Origin of the sequence: Stutzerimonas stutzeri, from assembly GCF_024448895.1 — a bacterium.
GTDB classification, from domain to species: domain Bacteria; phylum Pseudomonadota; class Gammaproteobacteria; order Pseudomonadales; family Pseudomonadaceae; genus Stutzerimonas; species Stutzerimonas stutzeri_Q.
Map to the genome: position 1 here is coordinate 59,829 of NZ_JAMOIC010000017.1, position 23,325 is coordinate 83,153.

Annotated in this window: 17 protein-coding genes and 1 tRNA gene; 10 read left to right on the forward strand and 8 right to left on the reverse strand. The window is 62.5% G+C overall.

What is annotated here, in order from left to right; genetic code table 11:
• Positions 1-24 precede the first annotated feature (24 nt).
• On the reverse strand, positions 25-2,886 hold the full coding sequence (locus NA619_RS18380) for a putative bifunctional diguanylate cyclase/phosphodiesterase (RefSeq protein ID WP_255963246.1): 2,862 nt from the start codon (positions 2,884-2,886) through the stop codon (positions 25-27).
• A gap of 280 nt (positions 2,887-3,166) precedes the next feature.
• Here NA619_RS18380 and uvrD point away from each other — a divergent pair, with 280 nt between their 5' ends.
• From uvrD to NA619_RS18415, 7 genes are all read left to right on the forward strand, one after another.
• The gene (gene uvrD / locus NA619_RS18385; RefSeq protein WP_255963247.1) at positions 3,167-5,359 is read left to right on the forward strand and encodes a DNA helicase II; all 2,193 of its coding nucleotides are present in this window, start codon (positions 3,167-3,169) and stop codon (positions 5,357-5,359) included.
• Positions 5,360-5,414: 55 nt separating this feature from the next.
• A complete protein-coding gene (locus tag NA619_RS18390; RefSeq protein ID WP_255963249.1) occupies positions 5,415-6,524 on the forward strand; it encodes a TRAP transporter substrate-binding protein in 1,110 nt (369 codons plus the stop codon).
• Positions 6,525-6,657: 133 nt separating this feature from the next.
• Positions 6,658-7,494 carry a Tim44 domain-containing protein gene (locus NA619_RS18395; RefSeq protein WP_255963250.1) on the forward strand — a complete coding sequence of 279 codons (837 nt, stop codon included), beginning with the start codon at positions 6,658-6,660 and terminating at the stop codon, positions 7,492-7,494.
• A 221-nt stretch (positions 7,495-7,715) separates the two neighbouring features.
• Positions 7,716-9,125: an L-seryl-tRNA(Sec) selenium transferase gene (gene selA, locus NA619_RS18400; protein ID WP_255963251.1), complete on the forward strand. Its 1,410-nt coding sequence runs from the start codon at positions 7,716-7,718 to the stop codon at positions 9,123-9,125.
• The gene (gene selB, locus NA619_RS18405; protein WP_255963253.1) at positions 9,122-11,038 is read left to right on the forward strand and encodes a selenocysteine-specific translation elongation factor; all 1,917 of its coding nucleotides are present in this window, start codon (positions 9,122-9,124) and stop codon (positions 11,036-11,038) included. The genes selA and selB overlap by 4 nt, the downstream gene beginning before the upstream one ends.
• Before the next feature lie 44 nt (positions 11,039-11,082).
• Positions 11,083-11,178: transfer RNA gene (locus tag NA619_RS18410), tRNA-Sec, on the forward strand.
• A gap of 174 nt (positions 11,179-11,352) precedes the next feature.
• Complete coding sequence (locus tag NA619_RS18415; RefSeq protein ID WP_102851770.1) at positions 11,353-11,487, forward strand: YHYH domain-containing protein; 135 nt, start codon at positions 11,353-11,355, stop codon at positions 11,485-11,487.
• 165 nt (positions 11,488-11,652) lie between these two features.
• Here the strand turns inward: NA619_RS18415 and NA619_RS18420 are convergent, their stop codons facing one another.
• Together NA619_RS18420 and NA619_RS18425 are read right to left on the reverse strand one after the other, a co-directional pair.
• The gene (locus NA619_RS18420) at positions 11,653-12,555 is read right to left on the reverse strand and encodes a hypothetical protein (RefSeq protein ID WP_255963254.1); all 903 of its coding nucleotides are present in this window, start codon (positions 12,553-12,555) and stop codon (positions 11,653-11,655) included.
• Positions 12,556-12,817: 262 nt separating this feature from the next.
• Complete coding sequence (locus NA619_RS18425) at positions 12,818-13,030, reverse strand: DUF6434 domain-containing protein (protein ID WP_255963304.1); 213 nt, start codon at positions 13,028-13,030, stop codon at positions 12,818-12,820.
• A 255-nt stretch (positions 13,031-13,285) separates the two neighbouring features.
• Between NA619_RS18425 and cfaB the strand changes: the two genes are divergently transcribed.
• On the forward strand, positions 13,286-14,467 hold the full coding sequence (gene cfaB / locus NA619_RS18430) for a C17 cyclopropane fatty acid synthase CfaB (RefSeq protein ID WP_255963255.1): 1,182 nt from the start codon (positions 13,286-13,288) through the stop codon (positions 14,465-14,467).
• 46 nt (positions 14,468-14,513) lie between these two features.
• On the opposite strand, the gene NA619_RS18435 is transcribed toward cfaB, so the two are convergent.
• Together NA619_RS18435 and NA619_RS18440 are read right to left on the reverse strand one after the other, a co-directional pair.
• A complete protein-coding gene (locus NA619_RS18435) occupies positions 14,514-15,365 on the reverse strand; it encodes a universal stress protein (RefSeq protein ID WP_255963256.1) in 852 nt (283 codons plus the stop codon).
• 14 nt (positions 15,366-15,379) lie between these two features.
• The gene (locus NA619_RS18440) at positions 15,380-16,867 is read right to left on the reverse strand and encodes a SulP family inorganic anion transporter (protein WP_255963257.1); all 1,488 of its coding nucleotides are present in this window, start codon (positions 16,865-16,867) and stop codon (positions 15,380-15,382) included.
• Between the two features lie 421 nt (positions 16,868-17,288).
• On the opposite strand from NA619_RS18440, the gene NA619_RS18445 reads away from it, so the two are divergent.
• Positions 17,289-19,052 (forward strand): sensor histidine kinase, encoded by a 1,764-nt coding sequence (locus tag NA619_RS18445; RefSeq protein WP_255963258.1) that lies wholly within the window; start codon positions 17,289-17,291, stop codon positions 19,050-19,052.
• A gap of 28 nt (positions 19,053-19,080) precedes the next feature.
• Positions 19,081-20,436 carry a sigma-54-dependent transcriptional regulator gene (locus NA619_RS18450; protein WP_255963259.1) on the forward strand — a complete coding sequence of 452 codons (1,356 nt, stop codon included), beginning with the start codon at positions 19,081-19,083 and terminating at the stop codon, positions 20,434-20,436.
• A 578-nt stretch (positions 20,437-21,014) separates the two neighbouring features.
• Here the strand turns inward: NA619_RS18450 and NA619_RS18455 are convergent.
• From NA619_RS18455 to NA619_RS18465, 3 genes are all read right to left on the reverse strand, one after another.
• On the reverse strand, positions 21,015-22,262 hold the full coding sequence (locus NA619_RS18455) for an RNA polymerase sigma factor (RefSeq protein WP_255963260.1): 1,248 nt from the start codon (positions 22,260-22,262) through the stop codon (positions 21,015-21,017).
• A 1-nt stretch (position 22,263) separates the two neighbouring features.
• A complete protein-coding gene (locus NA619_RS18460) occupies positions 22,264-22,620 on the reverse strand; it encodes a YciI family protein (protein ID WP_255963261.1) in 357 nt (118 codons plus the stop codon).
• 88 nt (positions 22,621-22,708) lie between these two features.
• A complete protein-coding gene (locus tag NA619_RS18465) occupies positions 22,709-23,167 on the reverse strand; it encodes a YybH family protein (RefSeq protein WP_255963262.1) in 459 nt (152 codons plus the stop codon).
• Between the last annotated feature and the right edge of the window lie 158 nt (positions 23,168-23,325).

Sequence of the window (23,325 nt, forward strand, 5' to 3'; positions counted from 1 at the left end):
CCGAAAAACCCCCAGCCCGCACCATCAAACCAAGAGTTTGACGAACTCATCTGCCGGCACCGGTCGGCTGATCAGGTAGCCCTGCATCTCGTCGCAACCGTGGGCTTTGAGGAAATCCATCTGGGCCTGGGTCTCGACACCCTCGGCCACCACCTTCAGCTCAAGGCTGTGAACCATGGCGATGATGGCGCGGACGATGGCCGAGTCCTCTCCGACCTGATCGAGCTCGGAGATAAAGGAACGGTCGATCTTCACGAAGTCCACCGGGAAACGCTTGAGGTAGCTGAGCGAGGAATAACCGGTACCGAAGTCATCGATAGCCAGCTTCACGCCAAGGGCGCGTAATTGCCGGCTGATATTGATGGCGTTATCGATATCGTCCAGCAGCTGGCTTTCGGTCAGCTCAAGTTCGAGCCTGTCAGCTGGTAGCCCGGTTTCTTCCAGCACCTGGCGCACCAAGCTGACGAAGTTGCCCTGGCGCAACTGCTTGACTGACAGATTTACCGAAACCCTGATCGCCGCCACCCCATCGAGCTGCCACTGGCGAGCCTGCTTGCAGGCCTGACGCAGCACGAACTCGCCTAGCGGAATGATCAGCCCGGTTTCCTCGGCCAGCGGGATGAAGAACCCTGGAGCGATCAGGCCTTTTTGCGGATGCCGCCAGCGCACCAGCGCTTCGGCCGCGTCGAGACAATCCTCTGCCACATTCAGCCGCGGCTGATAGAACACTTCCAGCTGGCCGTCCTCGAGCGCGCGACGCAGCTGGTTTTCCATCCTGAGATTGTCCAGGCTGGAGACCTGCAACCGATCGGTGAAGAACTGCAGGGTGTTGCCGCCCAGATGCTTGGCATGCTGCATAGCCATGTTGGCCTGCAACAACAGCGACGCCGCCTCCCGTGAGTTGTCGGGCATCAGGCTGACCCCGATGGACGCGCTGACCACCAGTTCCTGGTCGCCGATCAGGATCGGTTTTCTAATGCGCGCCAGCAGGCGGCTCCCACTGTGTGCCAGATTGGCGAGGCTGCCATAACCTTCGAGCACCGCTACGAATTCATCGCCGGACAGCCGCGCAATGGTGTCGGCGTCCGACAGGGTGGTCGACAACCGGCGGGATATTTCGCGTAGCAGCTGATCGGCTACATCGTGGCCCAGGCTTTCGTTGAGAACCTTGAAACGGTCGATATCGAGATAGAACACCGCGAGCCCACGGCTGCTGCAGCGGCTGCGCTCGCAAGCGGCGTGGAGGCGCTCCTTGAGCAATGTGCGATTGGCCAGTCCCGTCAGTTCATCGAAATGGGTGAGGTAGCGAAGACGCTCTTCAACCTGCCGCTTGACGCTGAGATCGGAAACGAAAGCCACCACATTGCTGACATTGCCCTGTCGATCGCGCACCACCCGCAGCTGCGCCCATTGCGGGTAGACCTCGCCACTCTTGCGCGTCTCGATCAGTTCGCCCTGCCAGCTGCCGTCGCTCATCAGGCTCGCGCGAATCGCGGCGTATTGCTGGCGGCTGTCCTCCGAGCTGGCCAGCCGGGCGATACTGTGGCCAATAAGCTCGTCGCGGGTGTATCCGGACAACGTGCAGCACGCCTGATTGACTGCCAGCAGGCGGTAATTGGCGTCCATGATCGCCATTCCCTCGCTTGCCGCTTCGAATACAGTGGCTGCCAGCCGTAGCTGCTCGGCCTGACGACGGCTTTCGCTGATGTCCCGACGGGTCCCGATCATGCGCAGCGCACGACCATCGGCGCTGCGCTCGATGACGCGACCCCGATCTTCGATCCAGACAGAATTGCCGTCGTGCTGAAGCGCTCTGTATTGCACGGTATAGATTTCGGTCTCGCCCTTGAGGTGGGCGATCAGGTCATGACGCACACGCGTGCCGTCCTCGGCATGCACCTCGGGGCGCTGTTGTTCGGCAAGCCGCAACCGGTCGCTCTGACCAATCCCGAAGATCACGTCCATGTCCGAGTGGTGTACTTCGCCATTCACCAGATCCCAATCCCACATGCCCAGCTTGCTGGCTTCCAGCGCCAGAGTCAGCCGGGTCTCGCTTTCACGCAGTTCGGTGGCGGTCGCGGCCAGCTCGGCAGTGCGTTCGTTGACCCGCCGCTCAAGCCCGTCGAATGCTTCACGCAGCTGGGTTTCAGCCTGCCGGCGCTGCTCGATCTCGCGCGCCAGTTCGCCGTTCAGCTCGCTGGCTTCGCTGCGCATGCTTTCGAGCCGGCGTATCAATAGTTGGTTGTGCAGGCGCTGTTGCAGGCTGGTCGTCACCAGGCGATTGATCTGCCAGGCGATCATGCTCAGCGTGATCAGCACCATCGAAGCCAGCACGCCCCAGCCCTGCAGCTTCGCCTCCCCGCTGCTCAGCAAAACCACCGCAGCGGGCAGCAGAGCGGGTATGGCGAAGGTGCCGAAAGCGCGCATCGAAACGCCGCAGGCCACACCGCCCGCGAAGATGACGGAGGCGAGCGAGCCGAGCAACACGGCTTCCTGAAGAAACGAGCCGCCCACCGCCAGTTCGACGATGGCATAGCCGAATAATATGGCGCTGGCGGTGCTGGAGAGCAGAAAAGCTGTGAGCCAGCGGGGATTCGATTGTTCGTCGGCATCTGCCTGGACGAACCTGTGCGTCTGGCGCAGCCGCAGCAGCGCGAGCAGGAAGGTCAGCCCGGACCAGATCGCCAGCTCAGCCGTGAGGCCTTCGCTCCAGAGGACGGCAGGGAACACCAGGCTGGTGAGCACCATCAGCAGCAACGCGAGCCGCGATCCCTGATACAGCAGACGCGTGCGCTCCGTCCGTTGATCGACCTCGGCGAGGCTGAACGCGGCATGGTTCTCCACGGCCTTGGCAGCCGAGGGATTGGCTTGGACGGATTCGATCATCGCTTTCTAGTGATTGGTGTCTGGAACAGTACGAAGCACTGCAGCACCTCCCGATAATGGCACGTCGCTAGCGTCGGGTCATAGTCCGTCCGACCAAAGACAGGTACTGACAATACAACGGTATAGACCGAGCGGATTTCAATGGACATAGCGGGCTCTGCAAAGGCCGCCGCTTACTCTATAGCGGCTAGCCGGGGCCGATCTGAAGAGGGCGTCGGCATTGCCGGCGTCCGTCCGTTGCACGAGCGGATCGGGGAGATTTCCGGCTAGAATGGCGCCCATGCACGACGATCTCTCCTCTCTCCTAAATTCCCTCAACGATGCCCAGCGCCAGGCCGTGGCCGCGCCACTGGGTCGTCAATTGGTTCTCGCCGGTGCCGGCTCGGGTAAAACCCGCGTCCTGGTTCACCGCATCGCCTGGCTGCACCAGGTCGAGCGCGCATCATTGCACTCGATTCTTTCGGTGACCTTTACCAACAAGGCCGCCGCCGAGATGCGTCATCGCATCGAGCAGCTGATGAACGTCAACTCGCAAGGCATGTGGGTCGGCACCTTCCACGGGCTTGCACACCGGTTGCTGCGCGCTCACTGGCAGGAAGCGAAGCTGGCGCAGAACTTCCAGATTCTCGACTCCGACGACCAGCAGCGCCTAGTCAAGCGGGTGATCCGCGAGCTGGGTCTGGATGAGCAGCGCTGGCCCGCTCGTCAGGCCCAGTGGTGGATCAACGGGCAGAAGGACGAAGGCCTGCGGCCCAAGCACATCCAGCCCAGCGGCGACCTTTTCCTGGCGACCATGCTGAGCATCTATCAGGCCTACGAAGATGCCTGCGCCCGTGCCGGCGTCATCGACTTTTCCGAATTGCTGCTGCGCGCCCTGGACCTCTGGCGTGACAACCCGGGTCTGCTGGATCACTACCAGCGCCGCTTCCGCCACATTCTGGTGGACGAATTCCAGGACACCAACGCCGTCCAGTACGCCTGGCTGCGCTTCCTGGCCAAGGGCGGCGACAGCCTGATGGTGGTGGGCGACGACGATCAGTCGATCTACGGCTGGCGCGGGGCGCGGGTGGAAAACCTGCACCAGTTCAGCGAAGACTTCCAGGACGCCGAGACCATTCGCCTGGAGCAGAACTATCGCTCCACCGCCTGCATCCTCAAGGCCGCCAACGCGCTGATCGCCAATAACCAGGGCCGCCTTGGCAAGGAACTCTGGACCGACGGCTGCGACGGCGAGCCGATCAGCCTGTATGCCGCGTTCAACGAACACGACGAAGCGCGCTATGTCGTCGAAAGCATCGAAAGCACGATCAAGAAGGACGGGCTGGCGCGCAGTGAGATCGCCATCCTCTATCGCTCCAACGCTCAGTCCCGCGTACTTGAAGAAGCGCTGTTGCGTGAGCGAATCCCGTACCGGATCTATGGTGGCCAGCGCTTCTTCGAGCGCGCCGAGATCAAGAACGCCATGGCCTACCTGCGCCTGATCCAGGCGCGTGACAACGACGCAGCGCTGGAGCGGGTGATCAACGTGCCGGCGCGCGGCATCGGCGAAAAGACTGTCGAGTGCCTGCGCCAGCTGGCCCGTCAGCAGGAAACCTCCATGTGGGCCGCGCTGCATCAGGCGGTCGGCACCAAGGTGGTCTCCGGCCGCGCGGCCAGCGCGCTGAACGGCTTCGTCGAACTGATCGACACCCTGGCCCTGAAAGTCGAAGGCATGCAGCTGCACAACATGGCGCAGCTGGTTATCGAGCAATCCGGGCTACTCGCCTATCACCGCGACGAAAAAGGCGAGAAGGCCCAGGCACGGGTGGAAAACCTCGAGGAACTGGTCTCCGCCGCACGCGCCTTCGACCATTACAGCGAAGAAGAGGAAGACGAGCAGACCCCGCTGGCGGCGTTCCTCGATCACGCCTCGCTGGAAGCCGGCGAGCAGCAAGCAGGGGATCATGAAGACAGCGTTCAATTGATGACCCTGCACAGTGCCAAGGGCCTGGAGTTCCCGCTGGTATTCCTGGTCGGCATGGAAGAAGGTCTGTTCCCGCACAAGATGAGCCTGGAAGAACCCGGCCGTCTCGAGGAGGAACGCCGCCTGGCCTATGTCGGCATTACCCGCGCCATGCAACAGCTGATCATCACCTACGCTGAAACCCGCCGGCTCTACGGCACCGAGACCTACAACAAGGTCTCTCGCTTCGTACGCGAACTGCCGCCGGCCCTGGTCAGCGAAGTGCGTCTGAGCAACACCGTCAGCCGCAGCTTCAATACGCGCGGCATGGGCGGCGGCTCGCTGTTCGACGGCGCCAACGTGCCGGAAACCCCGTTCAACCTTGGTCAGCGGGTACGCCATTCCCTGTTCGGCGAAGGCACCATCCTCAATTTCGAGGGCTCGGGTGCTCAGGCGCGCGTGCAGGTGAACTTCGAAGACGAAGGGAGCAAGTGGTTGATGCTCAGTTATGCCAAACTGGAAGCGCTATGACGTTTACGTCAACTTATACCCATACTAATAAAATTCGCCAAAGGAACAGCCATTCATGAAACGCCGTCACTTGTTTGGTGCCGCTACTGCCCTGCTTGCATCGCTCAGCCTTGCAGGCTGCAACGACGAGAAGAAAGTCGAATCCACCGCCGAGCCCAAGGCTGCCGCCAGCGAAGCGCCCAAGACCTACAACTGGAAGATGGTCACCGCCTGGCCGAAGAACTACCCGGGCCTGGGAACCGCTGCGCAGCGTCTGGCCGACCGGGTCAACGCCATGAGCGACGGCCGCCTGACCATCAAGGTCTATGCCGGCGGCGAGCTGGTCCCTGCCCTCGAAGTGTTCGATGCCGTCTCCCGCGGCACCGCCGAGCTAGGCCACGGCGCGGCCTACTACTGGAAGGGCAAGGTGCCCACCGCTCAGTTCTTCACCTCAGTGCCGTTCGGCCTGTCGACCAGCGAAATGAACGCCTGGCTGACCCGTGGTGGCGGCCAGGCATTCTGGGACGAAGCCTACGCCCCCTACGGCGTCAAACCCATGGTGGTCGGCAACACCGGCATGCAGATGGGCGGCTGGTTCAACAAGGAAATCAATTCCCTGCAGGACCTGCAGGGCCTGAAAATCCGTACACCTGGCCTGGGCGGCGAAGTGCTGACCCGTCTCGGCGCGACCACCGTCAACATGCCCGGCGGCGAAGTGTTCACCGCCCTGCAGACGGGCGCCATCGATGCCACCGACTGGGTCAGCCCTTACAACGACCTCGCGTTCGGCCTGCACAAAGCCGCCAAGTACTACTACTACCCGGGCTGGCAGGAACCACAGGCCGTGCTGGAAATGCTGATCAACCAGAAAGCCCTCGACAGCTTGCCTGAAGATCTTCGCGCCATCCTCACCGAAGCCGCTGGTGCCGCCAGTCGCGACATGATCGACGACTATGTCTACAACAACGCCATGGCGCTCGATCAGCTCAAGCAGCAGGGCACGCAGCTCAAGCGTTTCCCCGATGAAGTGCTGGCGGCGATGCGCGAGCAGTCCGACGTCGTGCTTGGCGAGCTGGCTCAGCAAAGCGAGCTGAACGGCCGTATCTGGGCGTCGATGAAAGCCTTCCAGGAGCAAGTGACGCCGATGCACGAGATCTCCGAGAAAGAGCTGTATAACTGGCGTTGAGCCCTTGCTCCGTTGCGCTTTCGATGATCAGCAAACGCAACGGGGCAAAAGCCCGAAACACTCTGCAACTAGCGCGGCCTCACCAGGCCGTGCACCATCCGCTTCGTATCTTCGTCCAATTCAGGAATACAAAATGCAACGTGTGCTCAGCATTTTCATGGCGCTGTGTATCGGCCTGACCCTCAGCCTCGACGTCCACGCCAAGCGTTTCGGCGGCGGCAAGAGCTTTGGTTCGGCGCCCAGCCATCAGAGCCGCCAGGCGCCTCAGCAAACTCAGGCCGCACCCAACCAGGCTGGCCGTCAGACGCCCGCCGCTGCCAGCGGTGCTTCGCGCTGGCTCGGACCGTTGGCTGGTCTCGCTGCTGGTGGCCTGCTCGCCTCCATGTTCATGGGTGACGGTTTCGAAGGCATCCAGTTCATGGATATCCTGATCTTCGGTGCTATCGCATTCCTGCTGTTCCGCTTCCTGGCAGCCCGTCGCCGCCAGCAGCAGCCAGCCATGGCCGGACACGCACCGATGCAGCGCGAAATGCCTGCGCAGCCTTCGATCTTTGGTGGCAGCTCCAGCTCAGTTGCTGCCGCTCCGGTGATCAACGCCCCGGCCTGGTTCAACGAGCAGAACTTCGTATCTGCCGCCCGCGAACATTTCTTGTCCCTGCAGCAACACTGGGACGCCAATGAAATGGACAAGATTGGCGAATTCGTTACCCCGCAACTGCATGAGTTCCTGATGCGTGAACGTGCCGAGATCGGCGATGCCTATCAGGCGACCTACATCGACAATCTGCAGATTCAGCTCGATGGCGTCGATGATCAGGCTGACAAGACCATCGCCACCCTCACCTTCGTCGGCGTGTCGAAGAACTCGCGCTTCGATCAGGGCGAGCCGTTCAGCGAAAGCTGGCGCATGGAACGTGCTCAGGGCGAAAACCAGCCGTGGCTGGTGGCGGGCATCCGCCAGAACGCCTGAGTGGCGCAGACGTAAAGAAAACCCGGGCTTGCCCGGGTTTTTCATATCCAGGGTGCGCGCAGGCCAACTGAACCCGATGCCGGTTCAAGCGTCTATGTTGCTTGCGAAACACTAAAAAGAACGGAGTCCTGCGTGTCAGGCAACCTCGCCATAGGGTCCATCGCCATCAGCACGGCCCGCGCCCCCTTCCCCTTTCCGAATCGCCAGCCGGTTCGCCAAGCATGAGCAGCGTTCGCCTGCCATCGGTCGACCGTCTGTTGCGTGCACCCGCTTGCGAGCCGTTGCAACAGCGTTACGGACGTGAAGCGCTTCTCGGCACCCTGCGAGACCTGCTCGACGAACTGCGCGAACCCGCTCGCCACGGCCAACTGGCTGCGCTGGAGCTGTCAGAGGCAGTGCTTGCCGGCCGCGCAGGCGAGCGTCTGGCCAACCAGCACCGCAGCCGCGTGCGCCGCGTGTTCAACCTCACTGGCACGGTGCTGCACACCAACCTCGGCCGCGCGCTGCTACCTGATGAAGCCATCGAGGCCATCACGCTGGCAGCGCGTTATCCAATGAATCTCGAGTTCGATCTGGCCAGCGGCAAACGCGGCGACCGTGACGACCTCATCGAAGGCCTGATCCGCGAGCTGACTGGCGCCGAAGCTGTCACGGTGGTCAACAACAACGCCGCCGCCGTGCTACTGGCGCTTAACAGCCTTGGCGCGCGCAAGGAAGGGATCATCTCCCGTGGTGAGCTGATCGAGATTGGCGGCGCCTTCCGCATTCCCGACATCATGGCCCGGGCTGGCGTGAAGCTGCACGAGGTCGGCACCACCAACCGCACCCACGCCAAGGATTACGAAGCGGCGATCAATCCCCGCTCGGGCCTGTTGATGCGTGTGCACACCAGCAACTACAGCGTGCAGGGCTTCACTGCCAGCGTCGCCACGGCCGAGCTGGCATCCATCGCCCGCGCCCATGGCCTGCCGCTGCTGGAAGACCTCGGCAGTGGCAGCCTTATCGATCTATCTCGCTGGGGCCTGCCAAAAGAACCCACCGTGCAGGAAGCCCTGCGCGATGGCGCCAACATCGTGACCTTCAGTGGCGACAAGCTGCTCGGCGGCCCCCAGGCAGGGTTGATCGTCGGCAGCCGTGAGCTGATCCAGAAGATCAAGAAGAACCCGCTCAAGCGCGCCCTGCGCGTCGACAAGCTGACCCTTGCCGCGCTTGAAGCTGTACTCAATCTCTACCGTGACCCATACCGCCTCGGCGAGCGACTGACCAGCCTGCGCCTGCTCAGCCGCCCGCAGCTGGACATCCGTACTCAGGCAGAGCGGATCGCACCCTCAGTCGCTTCGGCCATTGGCGAGCCCTGGCAGGTCGCTGTCGAGGATGCCCTCGGCATGATCGGCAGTGGCGCCCAACCGGTTGCACGACTGCCAAGCGCCGCGCTCTGCATTCGCCCGTTGCAACCCCGCCGTTTGCGCGGTCGCAGCCTGCGTCAGCTCGAAGAAGCGCTGCGCTGCATGCCGATCCCGATTCTCGGCCGGGTTGCCGACGACGCCCTCTGGCTCGATCTGCGCCAGCTGGACGACGAGCCGGCCTTCCTTGAACAGCTGCCGCATCTGCAACGGGAGCTGGCGTCATGATCATCGGCACCGCCGGCCACATCGACCACGGCAAGACCGCCCTGCTCAAAGCGCTGACCGGACAGGAGGGCGACCGCCGCCGCGAAGAGCGTCTGCGCGGCATCACCATCGACCTCGGCTACCTGTACGCATCCCTTGGTGAGGCCGACCTCACCGGATTCATCGACGTGCCCGGCCACGAGAAATTCGTCCACAACATGCTCGCCGGCGCCTGCGGCATTGACTGCGTGCTGCTGGTGGTTGCGGCGGACGACGGCGTGATGCCGCAAACCCGTGAGCACCTGGCGATCATCGAACTGCTGGGCATCCGCCGCGCGCTCGTGGCCATGACCAAGATCGACCGGGTCGAGGACGCGCGCATCGCTGAAGTGCACCTGCAGATAGAAGCGCTGTTGGAAGCCGGGCCGCTGGCAGGTGCGCCGATCCTGCCGGTCTCCAGCGTATCCGGTGAAGGCATCGACGCGCTCCGCTCGCTGTTGATCGAGCAAGCCGCCGAGGTGCAGGCGCGTCGTGAAGACGGCCATTTCCGCCTCGCCATCGACCGCGCATTCAGCGTCACCGGTACCGGTGTGGTCGTGACTGGCACCGCCTTTGCGGGACGGGTCCAGGTTGGCGATGAGCTGGTCCTGAGCCCATCCGGTCGAAGCGTTCGTGTGCGCGGGCTGCACGCCCAGAATCAGAAAGCCGAGCAGGCACAGGCCGGCCAGCGCGTCGCCCTTAACCTCGCCGGCGACCGCCTTTCGGTAGATGACATCAGCCGCGGCGACTGGCTGGTGAAACCTGAGCTGCAAGCCGCAACCCGGCGCATCGATATCGAATTCACCCTGTTACCCGGCGAAGCCCGCGAGCTGCGCCACTGGACGCCGGTGCACATTCATCTCGGCGCCCAGGACGTCACCGGCCGCATCGCGCTGCTTGAAGGCGAATGCCTGGCGCCCGGCGGCCACGTGCACGCACAGTTGCTACTCAACGCGCCTGCACATGCCGTACACGGGGACCGCGTGGTGCTGCGCGACCAGTCCGCCCAGCGCACGCTTGGTGGCGGTCGCGTGCTCGACCCCTTCGCCCCGCCGCGCAACCGCCACCGTCAGGCACGTCTGGCCGTGCTGCGTGCACTGGCTGGCGAAACATTGGAAGAAATTCTGCCGGGCCTGCTGCCCAGCGCCATCAACGGCCTGGAGCCGGCGCTGCTGGAACGGCAGTTCAATCGGCCCCGACACACCTGGCGCCTGCCGGACGAAGCACTGGAAATCAACACCCGAGTGGGCCCGCGGCTGTTCGAGCGCGGTACCTGGGAATATCTCGAACAGAGTCTGGTCGCCGCCCTGCAACGCTTCCATGAAGCACAACCGGACGAACTCGGACCGGACCGCGACCGCCTGCGCCGCTATGCGCTGCCGCAGCTGGAGCGACCGATCTATCTCGCCCTGCTCGAAGCCGTGCTGGCCGCCGGCACCATCGAAGCCAGCGGCCCATGGCTGCACCTGCCCGGCCATCGCGTTCGTCTGACCGAAGAGGAAGAAGCGCTGAAAGCTCGACTCTGGCCGCTGCTCGAAGCCGCACGCTTCGATCCGCCCTGGGTGCGGGACCTGGCCAGCGAACTGAATGTCGAGGAAGACCAGGTTCGGCACCTGTTGCGCAAACTGTCGCGCATCGGCGAGTTGCAACAGGTCGTAAAGGACCTGTTCTACACCGACTCAACCATCCGCCAGCTCGCCAGCCAGGTGCTGGACATGGAACGCCAATCCGGCGTCATCCGCGCCGCCGCCTTCCGCGACCAGATCCAGCTCGGCCGCAAACGCAGCATCCAGCTGCTCGAACACTTCGACCGCATAGGCCTCACCCGCCGCTTCGGCAACGAACGCAAGGTGCGACCCGACAGCGCCTTGGCCTCGGAGCCCGAGGTCAGGTAGGCTGCTTACCAATCTCCAGTCCAGACCTCATTCGAGGCCTCGCTGGAAGGCAATCGCACCCGGTGGTGCGGCCGGGCTTCAAACCCGGTTGGGGGCGGCAGCCGTTCCTGGGTGGGTTCGACTCCCACTGCCTTCCGCCATTTCTCGCTCTGAAAGCCCCTAACTACGCGGCCTCCAGCTACTCGACCGGAGCGGCGCCGGCTTGGGTGTCGAAGAAGTGTCGAAAACTGGCGACTTCCCTTACTGGCAAGAGCATCATGCGACTAGATATCACTTTGATATCATATCGACATGCCAGCAAGAGGAAGCACCAAATGAAGAAGATTTCTGCCGTGATCATCGCTGCTTTGATTGCAGTAACTTCCGCATCCGCTTTCGCCCACAGTGGCGGTACAGATTCCAAAGGTTGCCATCGCAATCACAAAACCGGCGACTACCACTGTCACTAAGCACCCTTACCTTCGCTCCGCTTTGGAGGGAATCTAAGTTTGTAGCGGGTTCGCGCGTACGTAGAAGTTCGCGAACTCTAAGATATTGCCGGCCAGCGTAGTCTGAGCTGCTCGGCACTGGAGTAATAAGTAGGAGTTATTAGGCGAACCGAACTTTGATGATTTCTAGAGATTATCTGAAGCATATAAACTTACAGCTTCGGTCATAGCCTCAATGTAATCATCCAAATGTGGGACAGTATTTATCACGACGCTAATTGCGGGAATCTGAATATTGCCAGTCTTAAGCGATCCCTCGGTAACCTCAGAGGCAGAATCTAGAAAGCCGAGAAATTCATTAATTGCAAAGGATATAGGATCTGTCCACCCACGGGTATAGCTGTGCGCAACTTCAAACCCTTCAGGAGGAAGCACTCTATAACTTTCTAGTTCAATATTCCGAATTTCTTGGCAAAGCTCCCCTATGTAATCAAGGCGTAATTTAAATTCAGAGAGTGTCACTCCATCTTCGAGATCCGAAATGACGGTCGGTAGCTCATTGGCGAATTGAATAATTACCGCATTCAACAGCCTCGGTATGGCAGTAGATCGAAGCGAACCCCATCGAATGTACTCTTGCACATCAAGCTTCAGGGGTCCCACATACTCTGCGCCTCGTTGAATTCTAGAAATAGAGTTCCTATGAACCTCAATTCGTGACTTGAGCAACGAGCGAGCCATAACATACTGCCACGCAACCTTTTTCAACCTATACGCTTTCTTTACTACATCGAGCTCAGATTGGAGTTCTTCAGGGCAAAAGGTAGAGTAGGAATAAACCGCTCGATAACCAGCCACTACAAAAGAAACTATTAGACTCGGCCAAAGCACATCGATAAATGTAATGCGATCATTGCCCTTAGTTATTACTTCTGAGACACCAAGAAGGGCAACCAATATTGTAAAAAAGGTCGGCATTTCTGAAGGGAATATAAACAAACCCATCCGCTTTGTTTTTTCCCAAAAAGTATCTTTCGAAAACTTTAAAGTATGCTCTCCGCGAAAATAGCCGGATTCAGAATCTTCCATTCCGTTTCGTCCGATATCGGTTACTCATCTAGCTGAGCGCCAGCAGACCGAAGAATAGCCCGCGATTGAGACCGAAAACAACACAAAGGAATGCCGATTGCCATTGTGAAAAAGCTGTCATGCCAATTCTGAGTACTCCTAGTAAGAGAGCTGCGGGTGGCATGCCGATGTCGTGGGATTGCCAATTACTGCAAGCTTGAAACGAGTTCTGCTCCCACTGCCTTCCGCTATCTTCGAAGCAGCATCGGCTAAACGCGGCGCGTCAGCGCTCATGCCGTCGCCGCCACTCGCAAGCTACCTGTCCCATGGTTTTGGGTGTACCGTCCTTCATCCAGCCCATGAAATCACGGTCGAACTTGAAATCAGGCCCGCAAGTTTCGGTCATGAACCTGCGTACGTTTTGTGTATTTCTATAGCTGGCGGTCACCATTGTTTCGTTCGTTATCTGATCACTATGCCAGTCGAACTGGTTCATCGCATTGCCTCTTGCTGCTTGCATGACCGGTCGTGTGGTTGAGATCAGCGGTAAACCAGACAAGTTTAGTCCCCTGTCGAGCCCTATCGGCGACCGCAGCAGCTCTAGCTCAGAGCATTCGCCGACACCCGAGATCTCGCCGCTGCGCGATCGTTTAGCTAAATCTTCGCCATTGCCAAAAACCATCGTTCGATCGGCAGCAAACCCGGCTTATTGGTCTAGCCTCTTTCGGCAAGCCTGGCAAAGGAGAAGAGCATGTTGACCACATTGCTTCCAGCCCTTCGAGACCTGGAGTTGCCGTTGCGCCTGCGGCTATGGGACGGCAAGGAGATTGATATCGGGCCTGCGCCCAGCGTGACGCTGGAGATCAGGGACCCCGATCTGCTTTCGAAACTCACCAATCCCAGTCTGGCCCTGCTTGGCGGTGCCTATGTTGAGGGCAAGGTCGACTTGCATGGGCCGCTTGAAGAGGTGATCCGCATTGGCGACGAGATAACCCGCGCGCTGGGCGAGGCGCACACCGCGCTGCCGCGGCGCGAAGCCCACGACAAGGCCACCGATGCCGAGGCCATTGCCTATCACTACGACCTGTCCAACGCGTTCTATCAGCTCTGGCTGGATCGGGACATGGTCTATTCATGCGCGTATTTCGAGACCGGGACAGAAGACCTCGATCAAGCCCAACAGGCCAAGCTGCGGCATCTGTGCCGCAAGCTGCGGCTAAAACCCGGCGATCGTCTGCTGGATGTCGGTTGCGGCTGGGGTGGGCTGGCGCGTTTTGCGGCGCGCGAGTATGGCGCGCAGGTATTGGGTATCACGCTCAGCCGCGAACAACTGAAGCTCGGGCGCGAGCGCGTTGCCGCCGAGGGGCTTGAGGATCGGGTGCAGCTGGAGTTGATGGACTATCGCGATCTGCCTGCCGATGGCCAGTTCGACAAGGTAGTCAGTGTTGGCATGTTCGAGCATGTGGGGCACGCCAACATGCCGCTGTACTGCAAGCAGCTGTCGGAGGTGGTGCGGCCCGGCGGGCTGGTGCTCAACCACGGCATCACGTCGCGCTATATCGATGGTCGGCCGGTGGCCCATGGCGCAGGCGAGTTCATCGACCGCTACGTTTTCCCCCATGGCGAGCTGCCGCATCTGGTGAAGATCGGCGCGTGCATCAGTGAGTCAGGCTTGGAAATCGTCGATGTGGAAAGCCTGCGCCTGCATTACGCACGCACGCTGCACTTCTGGAGTGAGCGGCTGGAGGCGCGGCTGGACGAGGCGCGGCAGATGGTGCCCGAGCGGGCGCTGCGCATCTGGCGGGTTTATCTGGCCGGTTGTGCTTACGGGTTCCGGCGCAGCTGGATCAATCTGCATCAGATCCTGGCGAGCAAGCCGCTGCCGGATGGCTCCCACGAGCTGCCCTGGTCGCGGGCTGATATTTACCGCTAAGTCGAAGCCACGCGCGCCAGGCCGGCGCGCGTTATTCGAGGCAGGATCAGCGCAACAACAGCAACGGCGTGGTGGTCGAGCGGATCATGCTGGTGGTGGTGCTGCCGACCAGAAACTGGCGAATCCGCGAATGGCCGTAGGCGCCCATTACCAGCAGCCCAATGCCATGCTCGGCCTGATAGGCGTGCAGCGCCGGCTCGACCTCACCGGTGCGAATCCCGATGTGCACCTCAAACCCGGCCGCGATCAACGCATCGCGCGCGGATTCCAGCAGCGTGGGGCTCTCACCCGCATCGTCGCCGACCATCACCAGATGGATGGGGATGCCCTTGAACAACGGGCTGGAGGCCAGCATCTCTATGCCTTTGCGGGTGGTGGCGCTGCCGTCGAAGGCGAGCATGACGCTGGTGGGTGCGGTGAAACTCGCCGGGGTGACGAGGATTGGCCGGTGCATGGTGCGGATCACGCTCTCCAGCTGGCTGCCGATGAGTTGCAGATCCGTGCCGCTGTCCTCGCCCTGTTTGCCAATCACCAGTAGACGGATGTCACCTTCGAGATCACGCAGGCTTTCCACCAGATCGCCGTGACGCTGACGAATTTCCGGTTGCGCGACGCCTGCGCCGACGACGCGATGTTTGGCCGCGGCGAGCATCATCCGGCCTTCTTCGAGCGCCAGTTTGCTGCGCTTCTCATCCAGCGCGGCGAGTTCTTCGAGCAGGTATTCGCGGCTGCCAAGGCCGATGATGCCGCTGAGGTTACCCGTGGCCGGGTACTGCTGCTGGTCGAGCACGTGCAGCAGGGTCAGCGGTGCGTCGAGCTGGCGGCTGGCCCAGGCGGCGCAATCGCAGACGGCTGCGGCCTGAGGGGACCCATCGATGCAAGCCATTACATTCTTCATTGTTGTTCTCCTGGTCAGTGGCTCATCAGCGTGTCGGTGGCTTCGGGTTTGTCGTGTACACCGAAGCGGTCAACGATGGTCGCGCTGGCTTCGTTCAAGCCCAGCACCTGGACCTCGGTGCCTTCGCGGCGCAGCTTGACGACGACCTTGTCGAGCGCGGCGACGGCGGTGATGTCCCAGAAATGCGCATGGGTCAGGTCGATGATGATCGTGGCGACCGCTTCCTTGAAGTCAAAAGCAGCGGTGAATTTGTCCGAAGAGCTGAAGAACACCTGGCCCGTCACCCGGTAGGTGCGCTGGTTGCCGTCCGCGCCTAGTTCCGACCCGATGTGCAGGTAATGCCCGACCTTGTTGGCGAAGAACAATGCCGCCAGCAGCACGCCGGCCAGCACGCCGAAGGCGAGGTTATGGGTAAAGACCACCACCACGACGGTGACCACCATGACGATGTTGGTGGAGAGCGGGTAACGCTTGAGGTTGCGCAGTGAATCCCAGCTGAAGGTGCCAATGGACACCATGATCATCACCGCTACCAGCGCGGCCATGGGGATCTGGCCGACCCAGTCACTGAGAAACACCACCATCAGTAGCAGCACGACGCCGGCAATCAGTGTCGATAGCCGGGTGCGGCCGCCGGATTTCACGTTGATCACCGACTGGCCGATCATCGCGCAGCCGGCCATGCCGCCGAACAGTCCGGAGACGATATTGGCGACGCCCTGCCCTTTGCACTCGCGGTTCTTGTCGCTGCCGGTGTCTGTCAGGTCATCGACGATGGTCGCGGTCATCAGCGATTCCAGCAGGCCGACCACGGCCAGCGCGGCGGAGTACGGGAAGATGATCGCGAGGGTTTCGAAGGTCAGCGGCACTTCGGGCCAGAGGAAGATCGGCAGCGTGTCGGGCAGGTCGCCCATGTCGGCCACGGTACGGATATCCAGGCCGAGGTACATGGCCACGGCGGTCAGCGAGAGGATGCACACCAGCGGCGACGGAATGATGCGCCCGATCTTTGGTACATAGGGGAACAGGTAGATGATGCCCAGCCCGGCGGCGGTCATGGCGTAGACGTGCCAGGTGACGTTCGTCAGCTCCGGCAGCTGCGCCATGAAGATCAGAATCGCCAGCGCATTGACGAAGCCGGTGACCACCGAACGCGAGACGAAGCGCATCAGCGACCCCAGACGCAGGTAGCCAGCGCCGATCTGCAGCACGCCGCACAGCAGGGTCGCGGCGAGCAGGTATTGCAGCCCGTGCTCGCGCACCAGCGTCACCATCAGCAGCGCCATGGCGCCGGTGGCCGCCGAGATCATGCCCGGCCGGCCGCCTACGAAGGCTATCACCACGGCGATGCAGAACGAGGCATAGAGCCCGACCCGCGGATCGACGCCGGCGATGATCGAGAAGGCGATTGCTTCCGGAATCAGCGCCAGGGCGACGACGAGGCCGGCGAGCACGTCGCCGCGGAGGTTGCAGAACCAGTTCTGTTTGATCGTGTGCAGCATTTTGATTTCCAAAGCAAAGGCATCGCCGGCACGCCGGGTAACGGCAGCAGGCTTATGCAAGGCTAGTGTGTTTCAGATGAATCCGTTACCACTCGGGCAGATGGGAGGCGCATGCCGATCCCCGGACCTCTCAGGGGCGGGTTTGGGATCAGGCGAGAGGCGTTGCGCTATGGCGGAGTGGGCAGCCAGGTCATGGTTAGCTCAGCAGGGATTCGACGGGGCGAAGAGAAAAACAGGCCGCGGATGATAGCGCACCCACCGGTCACTCTGCGACTGGGATGCTCTGGCGCGCGATATCTGGAAGCAAGCCGTAGCACCGGGGAGAATCATCGAATCGATTGGGCGGTTGCGGTGCTCGGGCAGGCGTCTCCCTTCCGATGCGCTGCTGGCTTAAGATGCAGCCTCACTGCCCGAGCCGACCATGCCCGCACTGTCCAGCCGCTACCGCGTCGCCCTGATCGTTGCCCTGATCCTGCTTGGCCTTGTGCTGTGCATGTACTGGGCCGGACGGATTGCCGAGCAGCGCGCCTGGGACGAGCGCAGCCAGGAGGCACGCGGCCAGCTGCAGCTCTATGCCCAGGCCATCCACACGCAGGTCGAGCGCTTCCGTTCGGTGCCGGCGTTGCTGGCGCTGGACAGCGACATCCAGGGGTTGCTGGGCAATCCGGAAGACCAGGCCCTGCGCGAACAGCTCAACCTGCGTCTGGAAGAACAGAACCAGGCGGCGGGCTCCTCGGTGCTGTATCTGCTGGACCGTCACGGCGAAACCCTGGCCGCCAGCAACTGGCGCGACTGGAGCAGCTTCGTCGGCAACAACTACGCCTTTCGCCCCTACTTTCTCGACGCCCTGGCGAATGACTCAGGGCGATACTTCGCCGTCGGCGTGACCACCGGAATCCCCGGGTACTTTCTCTCCAGCTCCGTCAAGAATGCCGCGGGCGAGGTGATCGGCGTGCTGGTGGTCAAGCTGGAACTGGAGGATATGCAGCGCGAGTGGGTCGGTCAGTCCGGCATTCTGCTGATTTCCGATTCGCTGCAAATCGTCATCCTGACCAACCGCCCGGCCTGGCGTTTCCGCTACCTGCGACCGTTGAGCGACGAGGTGCGCGAGCGTCTGGTGGCGGTGCGCCGATACGCCGAGCAGAACCTGCAGCCGCTGCCGAGCGAGCGACTGCAACGCATCGCCGGGGACAGCGAACGGCGTCAGGTCGACGGCCCTGATGGCCGTCGCGTCTACCTCTGGCAGCAGCTGCAATTGCCGGAAGAAGACTGGACCCTGCACCTGTTGCAGGAGCCCCAGCAGGTCGCCGCGAGCGTGCGCAGCTATCGCCTGGCGGCTGCGGGCGTGTGGATGACGCTGGCCTTTCTGCTGCTGTTTCTCGCCCAGAGGCGCAAGACCCGCCGCATCGAACAACGCAACCGCAGCGAACTGGAGCGGCTGGTCGAGGAGCGCACCCGCGAGCTGCACACCGCCCAGGACGAACTGGTACACGCCGCGCGCATGGCCGCGCTGGGCCAGATGTCCGCGGCGCTCGCCCACGAGATCAACCAGCCGCTGACGGCGTTGCGCATGCAGCTGGCCAGTCAGCGCCTGCTACTCGACAGCGGTCGCACCGAGGCCGTGAAAGAAGGCATCGCCCAGGTCGAAGGACTGGTCGAGCGCATGGCGGCATTGACCAGCCACCTGAAGACATTCGCGCGCAAGAGCCCCGCTGGCCTGCGCCAGCGTCTGAGCTTATTGGACGTGCTGGACCAGGCGCTGCAGTTGCTGGCACCACGGATTCGCAGCGAAGCGGTCGAGGTGTCCTGCGAAGTTCAGACGCAGGCCTGGGTAAGCGGCGACGCCATCCGCCTGGAGCAGGTCCTGATCAATCTGCTGACCAATGCTCTGGACGCCATGCAGGGCGCTCAGGTGCGCCAGCTGCGCATCAGTTGCGAACAGGTTCATAACGGCTGGACGCTGCGGGTTGCCGACAGCGGCGGTGGTATCGCGGGTGAACACCTCGAGCAGGTATTCGAGCCCTTCTTCACCACCAAGCCGGTAGGCCAGGGTTTGGGCCTCGGGCTGGCGGTGTCCTACGGCATCGTCCGTGATCTGGGCGGCACGCTGGAGGCGCACAATGATGCCCACGGCGCGGTGTTCGAACTGCACCTGCCGGCGGCCGAATCGGTTGCCGCCGAGTAGACTGGCGTTTCGCATAGGGGAGTGAGACATGAGCGGTCAGGTGATCTTCATCGATGACGAGGCAGCGATCCGCCAGGCCGTACAGCAGTGGCTGGAGCTGTCCGGCTACAGCGTGCGCACCTGCGCCAGCGCGAAGGAGGCACTGGGCGTCATCGACCGCGACTTCGCCGGCGTGCTGATCAGTGACGTGCGCATGCCTGACCTCGACGGCCTCGGCCTGCTGGAGCGGCTGGTGGCGCTGGACCCCGAGCTGCCGGTCATCATGGTCACCGGGCACGGCGACGTCCCGATGGCGGTGCAGGCGCTGCGCCAGGGCGCCTACGACTTCATTGAAAAACCCTTCACCCCGGAACGCTTGCTCGACAGCGTGCGCCGAGCGCAGGACAAGCGCCGGCTGGTCTGTGAAAACCGCCAGTTGCGCGAACAGTTCACCCGCAAAGGGCGCATCGAGTCGATGCTGCTGGGCGTCTCGCGCGGCATGGAAACCCTTCGCCGCCAGGTGCTGGAGCTGGCCGGCACCAACGTCAACGTGCTGATCCGCGGCGACACCGGTAGCGGCAAGGAACAGGTCGCCTGCTGCCTGCACGACTTCAGCCCGCGCGCGCGCAATCCCTTCGTCGCGCTGAACTGCGCGGCGATCCCGGAAACCATCTTCGAGAGCGAACTTTTCGGCCATGAAAGCGGCGCCTTCACCGGTGCTCAGGGCAAGCGCATCGGCCGTATCGAGCATGCCCACGGGGGCACCCTGTTTCTCGACGAGATCGAAAGCATGCCGCTGGCGCAGCAGGTCAAGCTGCTGCGCGTGCTGCAGGAAAAGACCCTGGAGCGCCTGGGCTCCAACCGCAGCATCGAGGTCGACCTGCGAGTGATCAGCGCCGCCAAGCCGGACTTGCTCGAAGAGGTCCGCGGCGGGCGCTTTCGCGAGGATCTGCTGTACCGGCTGAATGTCGCTGAACTGCATATCCCGCCGCTGCGCTCACGCCGCGAGGACATCCCGCTGTTGTTCGATCATTTCGTCACCCAGGCCGCGCAGCGCCATGGCCGCGACCCGGTTCCCGCCAGCCCGGCGGAACTGGCCCAGCTGCTTAGTCACGACTGGCCGGGCAACGTGCGCGAACTGATCAACGCCGCGGAACGTCATGCTCTGGGCCTTACGCCGCCGCCTGCTGCCAGCAACCCGCTCGCCACCGCCGGCAGTTCGCTGGCCGAGCAGATGGAAGCCTTTGAGGCGCAATGCCTGAACAGCGCGCTGCAGCAGCACAAAGGCAACATCAGCGAAGTCATGACGCAACTGCAACTGCCCCGCCGCACCCTTAACGAAAAGATGCAACGCCACGGCCTCAGCCGCAGCGACTACCTCCCCGCCGGCACCACCGATACTTGATATCCGGTCGCAGACCCGGTGTGGGGGATGGGATGGGGGTGAGCGTAGTCCGATCAAAAAGGGCTAGCTCCGGCATCCAGCCCATCCTGTAGGAGCCAGCTTGCTGGCGATCGCTTCGGCACCGCGGAGGCCTGGATCGCCAGCAAGCTGGCTCCTACAAAAAGCACGATCCGCGGTTTGCCGCTGAGTTGGGTGCAGGATGCTGGCCCGCTAGAGCGGATCGTAGACGGCCACCGATGGATCAGCCGGTGCAGGCACCGCGCTCCTGTAGGAGCCAGCTTGCTGGCGATCGCTTCGGCGCCGCGGAGGTCTGGATCGCCAGCAAGCTGGCTCCTACGAAAGCGTGATTCGCGGTTTGCCACTTAGCTGGGTGTAGGATGCTGGCCCGCTAGAGCGGTGATCGTGGACAGCCACCGATGAATCAGCCGGTGCAGGCACCGCACCCCTGTAGGAGCCAGCTTGCTGGCGATCACTTCGGCACCGCGGGGGTCTCGATCGCCAGCAAGCTGGCTCCTATGAAAGCGTGATCCGCGGTTGCCGCTGAGTTGGGTGCTGCACGATACCTTCTCAACGATGCCTCAATCGGCAACGTTCAGCTCCTCCAGCCGCTGCTGCAAGAAGCGTTTTTCAGGCTCCAGCTGGGCCAGTGCCAAGGCGATCCGGTACGCCTCGCGAGCCTCGGGCAGGCGGCCAAGGCGGCGGCAGAAGTCCGCGCGGGCCGAGTGCAGCAAGTGGTAATCACGCAATTCGCCACGATCCAGCAGTTCGTCGATCACTTCCAGCCCTGCTTCGGGACCGTCGCGCATGGCCAGCGCAACGCCGCGGTTCAGCTCGATCACCGGAGACGGGCTGATGCGCAGCAGAAGGTCATAGAGCCCGACGATCTGCGCCCAATCGGTCGCCGCCGCGCTCGGCGCCTCGGCGTGCACGGCGACGATGGCCGCCTGCAAGGTATAGGGACCTATGCGCCGCGAAGCCAGCGCGCGCTGCACAAGTACCGAGCCTTCGGCGATCTGCGACTGGTTCCAGCGGCTGCGATCCTGTTCGTCGAGTCGCACCAGTTCACCGGCATCATCGGTGCGCGCGGCGCGGCGGGAGTCGTGTAACAGCATCAGCGCCAACAGGCCCATCGCTTCGGTGTCGGGCAGCAATTCGAGTAACAATCGACCCAGCCGGATCGCCTCGGTGCAGAGGTCGGCACGGGTCAGCTCAGTACCGGCCGACGCGCTGTAACCTTCGTTGAACACTAGATAGATCACCCGCAGCACACTCTCCAGCCGCGCCGGCAGCTCGTCACGCTCCGGCACCCGATACGGCAGCTGTGCGTCACGGATCTTCGCTTTGGCGCGCACGATGCGCTGGGCGATGGTCGCCGGCGGAGCAAGAAACGCGCGGGCGATCTCTTCGGTAGTGAGGTCGCAAACTTCACGCAGGGTCAGCGCCACCCGCCCATCGGCCGGCAACGCCGGATGGCAGCAGGTGAAGATCAGCCGCAGACGATCGTCTTCCATCTCGTCGACCTCCACTGCCTGCGCCGCGTCTTCCAGCTGTTCGGCCAGCAGCCGTAGCGAGGCATCGAAGCGCGCACGGCGGCGCAGGGCGTCGATCGCCTTGAAGCGGCCAGCAGAAACCAGCCAGGCGCGTGGATTGTCCGGAACGCCATCGCGCGGCCACTGCTGAAGCGCGGCGGCAAAGGCGTCCTGCAAGGCTTCCTCGGCGCGATCAAAATCGCCCAGCAGACGAATCAGCGTGGCCAGCACTCGGCGCGACTCGCTTCGGTAGATTGCCTCGATCCGCGCCGCGCTAGCGGGTCCCGTCAGCGGCATCTCAGCGCTGCGGCAGCTGGCGCAGCGGCCGAACCTCGACGCAGCCGAGGCTGGCCGGCGGGATCTTCGCTGCGATGGCTTCCGCCTCCTGCTGGTCAGCCGCCTCGATCAGGTAGAAACCCGCCAGCTGCTCGCGGGTTTCGGCGAAGGGGCCGTCGACCACCGAGGTGACGCCATCACGCACGCGCACCGTGCGCGCAGTGCGCACCGACTGCAACGGTTCACCGGCGAGCATGTGGCCGCTGGCGCGCAGCTCCTCGCCGCAACTCAGGCAACGCGCGACCAGCGCATGCCACTGCTCGTCGGTCATCTCATCCACACGCTGTTCATCGTAATAAATCAGGCACAGGTAGTTCATGGCGGGGCTCCGTCTGCCGGCAACGCAGAAAAGCTAGCAGCCGGTGACGAACCTCGCCTGCTCGCGCGACGAAGGTCGCGAGAGTGCCTCAACCAACCTGCTGCTGCGACGGTGCCTGATCCATGCACACCTGCCCGGTCTGCATATCGAAGGGCATCGAGAAATGCTCGTGAATCACCTTCCACTCCCCGTCTCGCCGAGCCCAGACCCGCGTGCCGCGCATCCAGGCCGTTTGCATCTCGCCTTCAGCATTGGGGCCACCGCAGTGGGTAAGCATGCGGCTGCAGGCCAGCTCGCCGCCTACATCCACATGCAGCTCATGGGTCTCGAAGAAGCCTTCGCCCTGGCAAAACTCGAAGCAGCGCTGCCAGTGCGCGCGGTACGCGTCTACGCCCTTGAATTGCAGTGCGCCAACCGCATCGAAGGCGACTATGTCGTTGGCGTACTGCGCCATGATCCGGTCGAGATCCTTGGTCTTGGTGGCTTGTTCGAAGGCCTCGTGCAATTGGCGAATGGCGCTCTCGTCCTGGCGGTTCTGGTCGTTCATGTCCGTCTCCTGTCGTCGTGGTTGAACGGGGTGTTCACCAGCTAGTCGTCTGGTGTATTCCCGGATCGACAGACCCAACCAGTTTTTTTACGAAGGTGCGGAAGTCGCGCAAGCGCGCGCCAGACTCGCCGCGCCGCCAAGATGGCTGATTAGAGGCA

What these genes read in the sequence shown, in the direction of transcription:
- NA619_RS18380 (WP_255963246.1), bottom strand. Translation starts at nt 2,886, where the DNA reads ATGATCGAATCCGTCCAAGCCAATCCCTCGGCTGCCAAGGCCGTGGAG.
- uvrD (WP_255963247.1), top strand. Translation starts at nt 3,167, where the DNA reads ATGCACGACGATCTCTCCTCTCTCCTAAATTCCCTCAACGATGCCCAG.
- NA619_RS18390 (WP_255963249.1), top strand. Translation starts at nt 5,415, where the DNA reads ATGAAACGCCGTCACTTGTTTGGTGCCGCTACTGCCCTGCTTGCATCG.
- NA619_RS18395 (WP_255963250.1), top strand. Translation starts at nt 6,658, where the DNA reads ATGCAACGTGTGCTCAGCATTTTCATGGCGCTGTGTATCGGCCTGACC.
- selA (WP_255963251.1), top strand. Translation starts at nt 7,716, where the DNA reads ATGAGCAGCGTTCGCCTGCCATCGGTCGACCGTCTGTTGCGTGCACCC.
- selB (WP_255963253.1), top strand. Translation starts at nt 9,122, where the DNA reads ATGATCATCGGCACCGCCGGCCACATCGACCACGGCAAGACCGCCCTG.
- NA619_RS18415 (WP_102851770.1), top strand. Translation starts at nt 11,353, where the DNA reads ATGAAGAAGATTTCTGCCGTGATCATCGCTGCTTTGATTGCAGTAACT.
- NA619_RS18420 (WP_255963254.1), bottom strand. Translation starts at nt 12,555, where the DNA reads ATGGAAGATTCTGAATCCGGCTATTTTCGCGGAGAGCATACTTTAAAG.
- NA619_RS18425 (WP_255963304.1), bottom strand. Translation starts at nt 13,030, where the DNA reads ATGAACCAGTTCGACTGGCATAGTGATCAGATAACGAACGAAACAATG.
- cfaB (WP_255963255.1), top strand. Translation starts at nt 13,286, where the DNA reads ATGTTGACCACATTGCTTCCAGCCCTTCGAGACCTGGAGTTGCCGTTG.
- NA619_RS18435 (WP_255963256.1), bottom strand. Translation starts at nt 15,365, where the DNA reads ATGAAGAATGTAATGGCTTGCATCGATGGGTCCCCTCAGGCCGCAGCC.
- NA619_RS18440 (WP_255963257.1), bottom strand. Translation starts at nt 16,867, where the DNA reads ATGCTGCACACGATCAAACAGAACTGGTTCTGCAACCTCCGCGGCGAC.
- NA619_RS18445 (WP_255963258.1), top strand. Translation starts at nt 17,289, where the DNA reads ATGCCCGCACTGTCCAGCCGCTACCGCGTCGCCCTGATCGTTGCCCTG.
- NA619_RS18450 (WP_255963259.1), top strand. Translation starts at nt 19,081, where the DNA reads ATGAGCGGTCAGGTGATCTTCATCGATGACGAGGCAGCGATCCGCCAG.
- NA619_RS18455 (WP_255963260.1), bottom strand. Translation starts at nt 22,262, where the DNA reads ATGCCGCTGACGGGACCCGCTAGCGCGGCGCGGATCGAGGCAATCTAC.
- NA619_RS18460 (WP_255963261.1), bottom strand. Translation starts at nt 22,620, where the DNA reads ATGAACTACCTGTGCCTGATTTATTACGATGAACAGCGTGTGGATGAG.
- NA619_RS18465 (WP_255963262.1), bottom strand. Translation starts at nt 23,167, where the DNA reads ATGAACGACCAGAACCGCCAGGACGAGAGCGCCATTCGCCAATTGCAC.